This window comes from Bradyrhizobium sp. BR 1433, from assembly GCF_051547665.1.
In the GTDB taxonomy this organism is placed as follows: Bacteria; Pseudomonadota; Alphaproteobacteria; order Rhizobiales; family Xanthobacteraceae; genus Bradyrhizobium; species Bradyrhizobium australafricanum.
Genome location: NZ_JBPUGG010000001.1, coordinates 5,100,530 through 5,113,339, shown reverse-complemented (window position 1 = coordinate 5,113,339; position 12,810 = coordinate 5,100,530). Strand labels below are relative to the sequence as shown.

At 65.1% G+C, this 12,810-nt stretch carries 7 protein-coding genes and 2 pseudogenes; 6 read left to right on the top strand and 3 right to left on the bottom strand.

What is annotated here, in order from left to right; translation table 11 throughout:
• Nucleotides 1-178 precede the first annotated feature (178 nt).
• From pheS to ACSKB9_RS24655, 4 genes and pseudogenes are all read left to right on the top strand, one after another.
• A complete protein-coding gene (gene pheS / locus ACSKB9_RS24670) occupies nt 179-1,261 on the top strand; it encodes a phenylalanine--tRNA ligase subunit alpha (protein WP_438076350.1) in 1,083 nt (360 codons plus the stop codon).
• An 85-nt stretch (nt 1,262-1,346) separates the two neighbouring features.
• A pseudogene (gene pheT, locus ACSKB9_RS24665) lies at nt 1,347-3,756 on the top strand (phenylalanine--tRNA ligase subunit beta).
• Between the two features lie 215 nt (nt 3,757-3,971).
• Complete coding sequence (locus tag ACSKB9_RS24660; RefSeq protein WP_438076348.1) at nt 3,972-4,748, top strand: sulfite exporter TauE/SafE family protein; 777 nt, start codon at nt 3,972-3,974, stop codon at nt 4,746-4,748.
• Nucleotides 4,749-4,783: 35 nt separating this feature from the next.
• Nucleotides 4,784-5,728, top strand: coding sequence for an MBL fold metallo-hydrolase (locus ACSKB9_RS24655; protein ID WP_438076346.1), 945 nt, complete (start codon nt 4,784-4,786; stop codon nt 5,726-5,728).
• An 88-nt stretch (nt 5,729-5,816) separates the two neighbouring features.
• Here ACSKB9_RS24655 and ACSKB9_RS24650 read toward each other — a convergent pair whose 3' ends face one another.
• Nucleotides 5,817-7,034, bottom strand: a complete 1,218-nt coding sequence (locus ACSKB9_RS24650) for an IS4 family transposase (protein ID WP_438076344.1) — start codon at nt 7,032-7,034, stop codon at nt 5,817-5,819.
• Nucleotides 7,035-7,491: 457 nt separating this feature from the next.
• A pseudogene (locus ACSKB9_RS24645) lies at nt 7,492-8,894 on the bottom strand (flavin monoamine oxidase family protein).
• Between the two features lie 198 nt (nt 8,895-9,092).
• Between ACSKB9_RS24645 and ACSKB9_RS24640 the strand changes: the two are divergent.
• Nucleotides 9,093-9,974 (top strand): YiiX/YebB-like N1pC/P60 family cysteine hydrolase, encoded by an 882-nt coding sequence (locus ACSKB9_RS24640; RefSeq protein ID WP_438076342.1) that lies wholly within the window; start codon nt 9,093-9,095, stop codon nt 9,972-9,974.
• Between the two features lie 3 nt (nt 9,975-9,977).
• Here ACSKB9_RS24640 and ACSKB9_RS24635 read toward each other — a convergent pair whose 3' ends face one another.
• Complete coding sequence (locus ACSKB9_RS24635) at nt 9,978-12,068, bottom strand: TonB-dependent receptor (protein WP_438080385.1); 2,091 nt, start codon at nt 12,066-12,068, stop codon at nt 9,978-9,980.
• Between the two features lie 258 nt (nt 12,069-12,326).
• On the opposite strand from ACSKB9_RS24635, the gene nikR reads away from it, so the two are divergent.
• Nucleotides 12,327-12,764: a nickel-responsive transcriptional regulator NikR gene (gene nikR / locus ACSKB9_RS24630; protein WP_438076340.1), complete on the top strand. Its 438-nt coding sequence runs from the start codon at nt 12,327-12,329 to the stop codon at nt 12,762-12,764.
• Nucleotides 12,765-12,810 lie beyond the last annotated feature (46 nt).

Here is a 12,810-nt window from a genome sequence, read left to right as displayed (position 1 = left end):
TAGCCCGGCCTCCGCGCGGGGTTCAATGCTGCCAGCCATCGGCCCGAAATGACCGGCTTTTTGCTTGACGTTACCGCCTTCGGGCGGCGACAACCCAGCCGAATTTTGGCGCATGGTACCGGTTCGGGTAGCGGTTCTTCCCACCGGATCATGCTCCGCTCAAGCGCAGGAATTGACCGTGTCCGACCTCGCAACGCTCGAACAATCCATCCTCGACCAGATCGCCTCAGCCGCTGACGAGGCCGCCCTCGAGACGGTGCGCGTCTCGGCACTCGGCAAGAAGGGCTCGATCTCGGCCCTGCTCGCCACCCTCGGCAAGATGTCGCCGGACGAGCGCAAGACCGAAGGCGCCAAGATCAACCTCGCCAAGGATGCGGTGACGCAGGCGCTCGCGGCCAGGCGCGACGTGCTGAAAGCGGCCGCGCTCGATGCGCGCCTCGCCGCCGAGACCATCGACGTCACGCTGCCGCTGCGCGAGGCGCCGGCGGAGACCGGCCGCATCCATCCGCTCAGCCAGGTCTGGGACGAGCTCACCACGATCTTCGCCGACATGGGCTTTGCGGTCGCCGAAGGTCCCGACATCGAAACCGACGACTACAACTTCACCAAGCTGAACTTCCCCGAAGGCCATCCGGCGCGCGAGATGCACGACACCTTCTTCTTCAACCCGAAGGAGGACGGCTCGCGCATGCTGCTGCGGACCCACACCTCGCCGGTGCAGGTGCGCACCATGCTGACCCAGCAGCCGCCGATCCGCGTGATCTGCCCGGGCCGCACCTATCGCATAGATTCCGACGCGACGCACACGCCGCAATTCCATCAGGTCGAGGGCCTCGTGATCGACAAGGGCTCGCATCTCGGCCACCTCAAATGGATCCTGCACGAGTTCTGCAAGGCGTTCTTCGAGGTCGACCACATCAACATGCGGTTCCGGCCGTCGTTCTTCCCGTTCACCGAGCCGTCGCTCGAGGTCGACATCCAGTGCCGCCGCGACAAGGGCGAGATCCGCTTCGGCGAGGGCGAGGACTGGCTGGAGATTCTCGGCTGCGGCATGGTGCACCCCAACGTGCTGCGCGCCTGCGGCCTCGATCCCGACGTCTACCAGGGTTTTGCCTGGGGCATGGGCATCGACCGCATCGCGATGCTGAAATACGGCATCGCCGACCTGCGGCAATTGTTCGACAGCGACGTGCGCTGGCTCAGTCACTACGGCTTCAAGCCGCTCGACATCCCGTCGATCGCGGGGGGCTTGAGTTCGTGAATCTTGTCTTCGGTCCCATTGTGAAGAAAGCCGCCACCCTAACCCTCCCCCGCAAGCGGGAGAGGGGACTGGAGAAGTCATCGTCATGAAGTTCACCCTCTCCTGGCTGAAGGAACATCTCGAGACCGACGAGCCGCTCGACAAGCTCGCCGACAAGCTCACCATGATCGGGCTCGAGGTCGAGAACATCGAGGACAAGGCGAAGGCGCTCGCGCCGTTCACCATCGCGCGCGTGATCTCGGCCGAACAGCATCCGAATGCGGACCGGCTGCGCGTGTGCATGGTCGACACCGGCGACGGGGCTGAGCCGGTGCAGGTGGTGTGCGGCGCGCCGAATGCGCGAGCCGGGCTGATCAGCGTGTTCTCGCCGCCCGGCACCTACATCCCCGGCAAGAACATCACCCTCGGCGTCGGAACTATCAGAGGCGTCGAGAGCCGCGGCATGCTGTGCTCGGCGGCGGAATTGCAGATCTCCGAGGATCACGACGGCATCATGGAGCTGCCGGCGGACGCGCCGCTCGGCAAGGGCTATGCCGACTGGGCCGGGCTCGGCGATCCCACCATCGAGATCAATTTGACGCCGAACCGGCAGGACTGCACCGGCGTGCACGGCATCGCGCGCGATCTGTCCGCCGCCGACATGGGCAAGTTCAAAGACCCCGGCATCAGGCCGATCAAGGGCGAATTCCCCTGCCCGGTCGAGGTGAAGGTGGAAGACGCCACGCTGTGTCCGGGCTTCGCGCTGCGGCTGGTGCGCGGCGTGAAGAACGGCCCGTCGCCGGAATGGCTGCAGAAGCGGCTGACCTCGATCGGGCTGCGCCCGATCAACGCGCTGGTCGACATCACCAACTTCATGACCTACGACCGCGCCCGCCCGCTGCACGTGTTCGATGCCAAGAAGGTGCAGGGCAACCTCACCGTCCGCCGCGCCAAGGACGGCGAGACGCTGCTCGCGCTCGACGGCCGCACCTATACGCTCGACAGCAACATCTGCGTCATCGCCGACGAGCACGGCGTCGAATCGCTCGCCGGCATCATGGGCGGCGAAGCCTCGGGCTGCGACGACAACACCACCGACGTGCTGATCGAATCGGCGCTCTGGAACGAGATCAACATCGCGCAGACCGGCCGCAAGCTCGGCATCAATTCGGACGCGCGCTATCGCTTCGAGCGCGGCGTCGATCCGGCATTTATGGTGCCCGGGCTCGAGCTCGCGACCAAGCTGGTGCTGGAGCTGTGCGGCGGCACGCCGTCCGAGAACGTCGTGGTCGGCAAGCAGTTCGGCGAGGATCGCGTCATCGACTTCCCGCTCAGTGAAGTGAAGCGCCTCGCCGGCATCGAGGTGCCGCTGGTCGAGGTGAAGCTGATCCTCACCCGGCTCGGCTTCATGCTGGCCGGCAACGGCCCCGTGGTGAAGATCGCGATCCCGTCCTGGCGCACCGACGTGCACGGCAAGGCCGACATCGTCGAGGAGATCGTGCGCATCGTCGGCGTCGACAAGGTGCCGATGACGCCGTTCGAGCGCGGCGAGGAGCCGCGCAAGCCGGTGCTGACGCCGATGCAGCTGCGCACCCGCCGTGCCAAGCGCGCGCTCGGCGTGCGCGGCATGGTGGAAGCCGTGACCTGGTCGTTCATCACCAATGACGCGGCAAAACTGTTCGGCGGCGGCCAGAGCGAGCTCGTGCTTGCCAACCCGATCGCGGCCGATCTCTCCGACATGCGGCCGAGCCTGCTGCCGGGCCTCGTCGCGGCGGTTCAGGCCAACATCGATCGTGGCTATCCCGATGTGGCACTGTTCGAGGTCGGCCAGGTGTTCCGCGGCGACCGCCCGGAGGACCAGTTGGTCGCCGCCTCCGGCGTGCGCCATGGCTTCGCCTCGGCGAAGGGGATCGGGCGGCACTGGACCGGCTCGGCTGCGGCGGATGCGATGGATGCCAAGGCCGACGCCTTCGCCGTGCTGGCGGCCGCCGGCGCGCCGATGCAGGCGCTGCAGATCGTCCCCGGCGGTCCGGCCTGGCTGCATCCGGGACGCTCCGGCACCATCCAGATCGGCCCGCAGAACGTGCTCGGCACCTTCGGCGAGCTGCATCCGCGTGCGGCCGAGGCGCTCGGCGCCGACGGCCCGATGATCGTGTTCGAGGTGATCCTCGAGCGTATCCCGCAAGGCAAGCAGCGGGCGACGCGCGCCAAGCCGGTGCTCGAGCTCTCGGCATTCCAGCCGGTGTCGCGCGACTTCGCCTTCATCGTCGATCGCAGCGTCAAGGCGGGCGACATCGTCCGCGCGGCGCAGAATGTTCGACAAGAAGCTGATCACTGATGTGACCGTGTTCGACGTCTACGAAGGCAAGGGCATCGACCCCGACAAGAAGTCGATCGCGATCGCGGTAACGATCCAGCCGCGCGAGAAGACCATGACCGACCAGGAGATCGACGCCGTCGCGGCCAAGGTCGTCGCCGAGGTGACCAAGAAGACCGGCGGCACGTTGCGGGGGTGATGTGAACCACAGGCGGTCTATTGCACCGTCACCCTGAGGAGGCCGCGTAGCGGCCGTCTCGAAGGGTCGACGGCCCCGCCTGTGGCCGTGCATCCTTCGAGGCTCGCTCTGCTCGCACCTCCAGCGACAAAGGCGAAGCCTTTGCGCGGGGATGACGGGTCTGAGTAGGGGCGCTTTGAGTTGCCAGCCAGCTAGTCGAATCTCGTTATCCTTTCATGACCTCCTTCAGCCCGATCCCCTCCGAAATCTCGTCCAGCATCGCGCTTGCGATCTGCGCGATCGCCTTCGTGTCGGGCACGGCGCGCGGCTTCTCGGGCTTCGGCTCGGCGCTGATCTTCATGCCGCTCGCGAGCAGCGTCGCGGCGCCGCGGCTGGTGGCAGCGCTGCTGCTCGTCATCGACTTCATCGCCGCCACGCCGCTGCTGCCGAACGCCTGGACCCACGCCGACCGCAAGGCGACCGCGGTCATGGTCGCCGGCGCGCTGGTCGGCGTTCCCATCGGCACCTATTTCCTGACCGTGCTCGAGCCTGTCACGACGCGCTGGATCATCTCCTGCTTTGTCGCGGCGCTGCTCGCACTGCTGCTGTCGGGCTGGCGCTATCACGGCAAGGAGCACGCCGCCCTCTCCGTCGGCGTCGGCGGCCTCTCAGGATTTTGCAGCGGCCTCGCGCAAACCGGCGGCCCGCCGATCGTCGCCTACTGGCTGGGCCGCCCGATCTCGTCGGTGATCTCGCGCGCCAATATCGTGCTGTTCTTCGGCGCCTCGGACTTCTTCTCGCTGGTCAGCTACTGGTTCACCGGCTTGATCACGATCGAATCGGTCAAGTTCTCGCTGATCGTCGGCCCGATCTACGGCATCGGCGTCTGGTTCGGCGCCGCGCTGTTCGGCAAGGCGAGCGAAAAGGTGTTTCGCGCGATCTGCTACGCGCTGATCGCCGCTGCCGTCATCGTCGGCCTGCCGGCGCTTGATGGCATCCTGCGCGGCGGCTAGGGTCGCAGCACAAAAAAGAGACTAGGGAGACACCGATGATCGATCGCCGCAACGCATTGAAACTGGCGCTCGGCAGCGCCGCCGTGCTCGCGGCACCGGGCGTGCGCGCGCAAACCGACAAGGCGCGGACCCGCATTGTGTTCCTCGGCACCAAGGGCGGGCCGCGCGTCGGCAACGGCGCTTCGAACCCTGCCAATCTCGTCGTCGTCAACGATACCCCGTTCGTGATCGATTGCGGCATGGGCGTCAGCCGCCAGCTTGTGCGCGCGGGCGTGCCGATCCCGCAGGTCAAGTACATCTTCATCAGCCATCATCATTCCGATCACAATCTGGAATACGGCAATCTGTTCTACAACGCCTGGGCGGCCGGCCTCTCGACGCCGATCCATTCGTTCGGCCCCAAGGGCATCGAGGCGATGACCAAGGAATATTGGGAGCTGAACAAGTTCGACGTCGAGACCCGGATCGAGGACGAAGGCCGCCCGGACCCGCGCAAGCTGCTGATCGCGAAAGACATCAGCGACGACGGTGTGGTGCTGAAGACATCGGATGTCACCGTGACCGCGTTCCGCACGCCGCATCCGCCGATCACGGATAACTTCGCCTACAAGTTCGAGACCCCGGACGGCACCATCGTGTTCTCCAGCGACACCGCCTACAACCCGAAGCTCGCCGAATTTGCCAAGGGCGTCGACGTGCTGGTGCACGAATGTCTCTACGTCCCCGCGGTCGACCGCCTGGTCGCCACGACCAAGAACGGCGCCACGCTGAAGAAGCATCTGCTCGACAGCCACACCTCGACCGAGGACGTCGGCCGCATCGCAGCCGCCGCCGGCGTGAAGACGCTGGTGCTGAGCCACTTCGTCCCCGGCGACGATCGGCAGGTCACCGACGATGACTGGACGAGGGACGTGAAGAAGAACTATTCCGGCCGCATCGTGGTGGCCAAGGATCTGACGGAGCTGAAGCTGCCGGTGTGATCGGACAAATCATGTCGCGAGAATGCGGATTCATGACCACCTGCTGCACAACATCCTCGGTGTCGTCCCTGCTTTCGCACTAGTGCATCTACACGTTTGTCGGGCCATTTGCGAGGATTTGGAAGCGGGCCATTCCGGTGTGGAAGGTGATTGGTCCAGGTGGACGGTGGGAGGCGTAGCCGGTCCATCCGCCGAGTTTTGCGATGATCCATGCCGCCCAAGCAAGAGTGTTGGGGCGATGGTGGTTTTTCTGAAGCTCGGTGCGACCTTTCATGGTTTTGTTGATGGCCCTGAGCGTCTCGATCTCTTCTGCGGTGAAGACAAATTCAGCTGGCAATTCTTCGCCACTGTTGCGGGCCTGAACGAGTTGAATGACGATACATGCCGCTCTGGTGGCGACCGCCACGAGCTTGATCAGGCCTTCGGCGCTCTCGATCTGACTATCCTCGATGCGCAAACCCTGGCTCTTCAGCGAGCGAAAGAGTTGCTCAATGATCCAGCGCTGGCGGTACCAGGAGACGATCTGCCAGGCGTCTTTAACGGTGGCGACCGGATGAGTGGTCAGGAGCAGCCAGCGAATGGGCTCCGCACCTCTCGGCGGATGCAACTCGACCACTTCTACGAAGCTGAGTTTGATGCCCTCCGCCAAGTCGGTGACGCCGGGCCTCTGCGGCCGCTTGAGCACGACGGTTCCGAAGCGCATCGAGAGATGGGCCTGCCGGCCGCGCCGATCCATTCGCTGCGGCAGATCGATCACCGCGTTGTCGCAGAAGCGGCTCCGCTCGACCGCCTGATAAAGTGTGTCGCCATCGACCAGCGCATGGTCGTGCATGGCACGCGACAGAAGATGGACATTCTCAGCTGGCGTCAGCGCCCAGTGAGCAAAGAAATCCCCCTCGCGGTCGTTGACGACGGTGATCATGCGGGCATCTGCCAGGACGTCGCGGCCTTGCTCGGCGGCCGTCACCCAGCGCGCCAACTCCTTGTCGGCCAAGGCGCGCCGCTCATGCGGGATTTTTACCTTGCCTTTGCGCGTCCAAACGTTGCCGCCAGTAAGGCCAAGACAGACCCCGCTGTCGGCATCCACCGCCATCATCGCATGCAACAGCACGCCGCGAGCATTGCCCTTGCCGACTTTGCCCAGCCCGCGCCGCCGTCCCGCCTGGGTCTGGAACTTGACCTCGCTCGTATCCTGGATCGCCAGCACATGACGCCCGCTGACCGCAGTCCGCGTCTGCGCGCTCCAGCCCTCAATCAATTTATCGATCGTGACTTGGGGGTTGTTCACAAACCGCCAGAACGCCATATTGGCAGCCCAATCGCCCCGGGCCATCTGGCGCAAGCAGACGCTGCGCGTGCAAAGCATAGCCCGGAGAAGCGTCGCCCCCTTTGTCGAGACGAACGTCCCCGAACTCACCCAAAGACAAATCCGGCTGCATCGCTGGCGCTCCTTCGAATCAAAGCGCCAGTGAGAGAATCATACAACATGCTGCAGAGACGCCACTTCTTGCTGCACCGAGTCGATCTGTCGCGCCCCAAAACCGTGTAGAGACGCTAGTGCTTTCGCAGGGACCCATAACCACGAACGGTTATTGGTGAACGATGGTGGAACGACGAGTTCCGATCACAACATCTGCTGCGGCGTATGGGTCCCTGCTTTCGCAGGGACGACATCTGTTGTGCGGCAGCACTCGCCACCAAATCAAATCATCGCACACACGACGGTAAGGCCGACCGCGCTCAACCGTCACCTCACCCGACCGTCAATTCATCGCCCCGGAGCGAGGCGACGTGCGGCGCTTGTGTTTTGCGGCGGGCGCTGCGGGCGCCGGTGTCGCTTCCTTCGCCCCGCCGATCCTGCGCAGCGCGGCGTCGGCGGCGCGCTCGCCGCTGTCCCAGGCGCCGTCGATGGTGCCCCACAGCGTCTCATGGGTGGCCTCGCCCGCGAGATACATGGCGCCGATCGGCTCGGCCAGGATTCGGCGCGAGATTGTGCGCCGGGTGCAGCAGCCGACATCGCGCCCATAGTGAAGGGCTGTGCATTCCAGCGCGTCGCGCTGGTCTTCTTGACGGCGGCGCCGACCTCGCTGCCATAGAGCTTGGTCAGCCATTCGACCGCGAAAGCCGACATCGCCTGCTCGCCTTGCGCCGACAGGTCGCGGCCGAACGAGCCTGCGACGTCGATCGTGCACAGCGAGGAGCCTGCGATATTGCCGTAGAGCAGCGCCGTCTTGGTCGAATTGCTCTGCTCGATGATGACGTCATCGCGCGACAGCCCGAGCGGATTGCCGGGGATCTGCAGCGCGATGCGATCGTAGCTGCCGAGGCTGAGCTTGGCGGCGGCATCGAGCGCGCGCTTCGGAAGCTCCGGCGCGAACTTGATGTTGCCGCTCGCAAGCACGTTGCTCGACACCGTGACGATGGCGGCACGCGCGGTGATCTTGCCGGAGGGCGTCTCGACCATGACGTCGCGATTGCTCCACAGGATACGCTGCGCCGGCGTCGACAGCGCCAGCGGCAGTCCCTCGCCGAGCTTTGCGATCAGCGCGCCGAGCCCCTGCCGACAGGCGATCGCGGTGTTGCGATCCTGCGCGCGCACCTTGTCGACGGCGGAGAGATCCTTGAGGTCCTTGCCGCAGAAATTGGGCCCGAGCAGGAATTCCGCGGTGCCGGCCCAATCGCCGAGGTCCTTCGGCATCGCAGCGGCGCAGGCGATATCGGCCTTGCGCGCAGCGTCGTCGATGGCGCGATTGGCGCGCACCAGCGCCGCCAAAAACTCCTCGGTCTCGCCGGGACGGGCGTAGCGCCGGCCGATCCGGATCTTTTGCCCCGCAGGCGCCGTGACGATGTCGAGGCCCGCGGAGCGGGCCAGCCGGATCATCGGATTGGTTTCGGGATTGTGCATCCAGCGCGCGCCGCGGTCGAACGGCACGCCGAATGTCGACGCGTCGGTCTGGCAGCGACCGCCGACCTGGCCCGCCGCTTCCACCACGATCACCTTGCGGTTGGCGGCCGCGATCCGGCGCGCCGCGGCAATGCCTGCGGCCCCCGCGCCGATCACGACAATGTCGGCCTCGCGCGGCGGCGGCTGCGCGGCAAGCACCCGGCCGCCCAGCGCAGGCACCAGCGCGAAAGCCGACAGGAAATCGCGGCGGGTCACTGTCATGACATAGCTTCTGGCATGGTTTCCGGGGACTTGCGGAGAACGGGAACGCTTCGCGAACTGTGCCGCATCTCACCGACCGCAGCAACCATCATGGTAAATCAATCATGATTGATCCGCCGATGGCATGAACTAAATTGCAACAGCTTGCGACCATGATTAAGTGAAACACAAGCGGTCATAGAACCGCTGGGGGAAACCATGGGCCTAATGCTCGATACCGTCGGTAAATGGATCGCGGGGTACCTGCAGAAGGAAGTCCCCGGTTACGAGCCGTTCACGCCGAGCGACCCAGACCATCTGCGGAGCATCATGCAGCCCGGCGACGTGCTGCTGGTCGAAGGCAACAACCGGATTTCCGGCATCATCAAATACCTTACGCAGTCGACCTGGTCGCACGCCGCGCTGTTTGTCGGACCGATCGACGGCGCGTTCGAGCCTGACGGCGAACAGCATGTGCTGATCGAGGCCAATATCGGTGAGGGCGTGACCTCCGCGCCGCTGTCGAAATATCTCGCCTATCACACCCGCCTCTGCCGTCCGGTCGGACTGTCGTTCGAGGACCGCACCACGGTGTGCCGCTACGCCATCAACCGCATCGGCTTCGGTTACGACACCAAGAACGTCGTCGATCTCGCGCGCTATCTGTTTCCGCTGCCGATTCCACAGCGCTGGCGCCGCCGCATGATCGCGTTCGGCTCCGGCGATCCGACCAAGATCATCTGCTCGGCGCTGATCGCGCAGGCGTTCGACGCCGTGCGCTATCCGATCCTGCCCAAGATCACGCGCGCCGCCAGCCGCAAGGCGCGCCGCGAGATCCTGCATATCCGCGATTCCTCGCTCTACATGCCGCGCGACTTCGACATCTCGCCCTATTTCGAAGTCGTTAAACCCACCATCGTGCACGGTTTCGACTACACGGCCCTGCACTGGGCCGACAAGCAGAAGCCGCTCCAGGAGGTGGCGGGCGAATTCGGTGTGTTTCCAGAACGTAAGTCGCCGCCGCTTGTTCCTGAAGCGACTGACGAAGAGACGGCGCTTCCGGCTGCGGAAATGACCGCCGAAGGTCGCGCGCCGGTGTGACGATCAGAATGTTGCCGCAAGCGTCAGCCGAACGGCGAGCGGCTCGGCGGGATGCACATAGCGGTCGGCGACGCCATCGATCGGTTCGCCCGGCAGCCGCGACAGATAGTAGTATTCGATCTGGTTGGTTTGCGCGTTGAAGAGATTGAGGACGTCGAGCTGCAGCCGCATCCCGTTGTCGAATTTGTAGCCGGCGCGGGCGTTGACGATGAATGACGACAGCGAGCGCACGCTGTCGTCCTCGATCAGCGGGCGCGGGCCGAAATAACGGGCGCGCAGGCTGCCGAACCAGCCGGTGTCGCGGCCGAAGGTGACGCCGCCGCTGGCAACCCACGCCGGCGCACCAGGAATGAAATCGCCGGCCGGATCGACATCCGTGAAGCGGGCGCGGGTATAGGCGAGATCGAAATCGAGGCTCATCCACGGCAGGAGCTTGTACTGGTTGGTCCACTCGACGCCGACCCGCCGGCTCGGCCGGCTCGGCTCCGTGGTGCCGGCATCGCCGACGAACAGCAGCTCGGAATCGAAGTCGAGCACGAACACGGCGAGCGACGAGGTGAGACCGTCGATCGCCCTGGTGCGGATGCCGAGCTCGGCGCCCTTCGAGCGCACCAGCAGCGGCACGCGATCGAGCGGCGTCATCTTGTCGTTGGGATCGACCGTGATGGTCGCGCCCCTGATATCGTTGGAGTGCAGGCCGAAGCCGGCATTGCCGTAGAATTCGGTCTTGGACCAGGGACCGAGCACGATACCGGCCTTCGGGCTCGTCAGCGCCGCCTGCGCGTTGCCGGAATTCTGCGGCGTGTCGCTCAGCACGTGGCCGGCGAAATAATCCTCGCGAATGCCGACCGTGGTGCGCAGCCAGTCGGTCCAGCGCGCGGTGCTATCTGCCCACAGCGCGACACTGCCTTCCTGGACCTGATCATCGCGCACCGTGGACAGGATCTCGCGCTGCTCGGTCTTGAACAGGCCGACATTGATGTCGTCGTAGCGGGTCTGCACGCCGACCCGCGTCTGGGTATCGATGCCGGCGACGCGGACATCGACGGCGTGGCTGGCATCAAGGCCGTAGACGGTACGCCTGTCGGTCTGGCTGAACTGGTCGCCATTGACGGGGTCATCGAGCAAATAGGTGAAATCGTTGTAGAGCTGCAGCGACGAGCGGATCACATAGGCGTTGAGCTTGGTCTGCCCGTAGTCGCTCGACTGCACCCAATTGCTCGACAGGCTGAAGCGGCCGGCGGTGCCGCCATCGGTCGGATTGAGCGTGCCATAACGGCCGATCAGGCCCTGGTCGATCGCACGTTGCGCGACCTGGTCGGTCGAATTCCAGCCATTGGAATAGGCCATCGCGGTCAGCGAGAAGCCGTCGGTCGCGGTACCCTGACTGTAGCGCAGCACGCCGTTGAGCTTGCGGATATCGTCGGGCACGTCCCACGGGCCGTTGTATTTGTTGGCCTCGAAGGCAGCGAGCAGCGTTCCGTCGCCGACGCGCGTCGAGCCCGCGGCCAGCGCGCGCTGATAGCCGAAGCTGCCGGCGGTCAGTTCCACGATGTTCTTCGAAAGCCTGTCGAGATAGTTGATGTCGACGGCACCGGCGGAGGCGAAATCGCCCTTGTCCGCATAGTACGGGCCCTTGCGGACATCCATCGACTGGATCAGCTCCGGGATCAGGAAGTTGATGTCGGCATAGCCCTGGCCGTGACCATGGGTCGGCATGTTGACGGGCATGCCGTCGACGGTGATGGCGAGGTCGGTGCCGTGATCAAGATTGAAGCCGCGCAGAAAATACTGGTTGGCTTTGCCCTCGCCGGAATGCTGGGTGACGATCAGGCCCGGCACCGCTTCAAGAACTTCGCCGACGCGCGAGATCGGCCGCGCGTTCACCTCGTCGCCGCTGATCTGCAGCGCGCTGGCCGCGGTCGGCTGCAGATTGGACGCGGGTACGGTCGCCGAGCCGCCGGTAATGCCGCTGGTCGCAGCGGTGGATTGGCGCGGTTGCGGTGCTGCCGGCTTGCGGCCGGTGGCGGCATGGCGCGGACGTTGCGACGGCTTGGCGTGTTTGGGCGAGGCCTGGTCGGGCGACGTCACCATGACCGGCGGCAACTGCTCGGTCGTGGCGGCGCCGGTCTGCGCTTCGGCGGCCGGCGCGAATGCTGCAATGGACGCGGCGGCGGGAAATATCCGCCAAGCAGTACGACGCAACGCCCATGCCCCCGCATGATACCTGTTATAGTCACGCGACGACCGCACCAGTCCAACCAACCTCGGCAAAGCGACGCTAGCAAGCACAGTATGACGTTACAAGAAAAATGTCATACCACCAGGCAATCGAGCCACCACGGATAATCCATGCAACGCATCACCATCACCATCGAGGATGATCTGCTCGCGGAGATCGACGCCGCCGCCGAGGCGCGCGGCTATCAGAACCGCTCCGAGATCATCCGTGATCTCGCACGCGCCGGCCTGCAGCAGAGCACGGAGAACGCGCCGTCAGGGCAATGCGTCGCGGCGCTGGTCTATGTCTACGACCACGCCGCGCGCGACCTGTCAAAGCGGCTGGTGCAGAATTTCCACGGCCATCACGACCTGTCGCTGGCGACGCTGCATGTGCATCTCGACGACGACAGCTGCATGGAGGTGACGGCGCTGAAGGGCGCCAGCAGCGAGGTCCGGCATCTCGCCGATCGCGTCATCGCCGAGCGCGGTGTGCGTTACGGTCGCGTCGTGATGATCCCGACCGCCCCGGACAAGAAGCCGCGCAAGCGGGGGCACGGGCACGATTGAGAGCGTGTCGTCTCGTAGCCCGGATGGAGCGCAGCGAAATCCGGGC

Coding starts and splice junctions, on each gene's coding strand:
- ACSKB9_RS24660 (WP_438076348.1), top strand. CDS start 3,972: ATGACCTCCTTCAGCCCGATCCCCTCCGAAATCTCGTCCAGCATCGCG.
- ACSKB9_RS24655 (WP_438076346.1), top strand. CDS start 4,784: ATGATCGATCGCCGCAACGCATTGAAACTGGCGCTCGGCAGCGCCGCC.
- ACSKB9_RS24650 (WP_438076344.1), bottom strand. CDS start 7,034: ATGGCGTTCTGGCGGTTTGTGAACAACCCCCAAGTCACGATCGATAAA.
- ACSKB9_RS24640 (WP_438076342.1), top strand. CDS start 9,093: ATGGGCCTAATGCTCGATACCGTCGGTAAATGGATCGCGGGGTACCTG.
- ACSKB9_RS24635 (WP_438080385.1), bottom strand. CDS start 12,068: ATGGTGACGTCGCCCGACCAGGCCTCGCCCAAACACGCCAAGCCGTCG.
- nikR (WP_438076340.1), top strand. CDS start 12,327: ATGCAACGCATCACCATCACCATCGAGGATGATCTGCTCGCGGAGATC.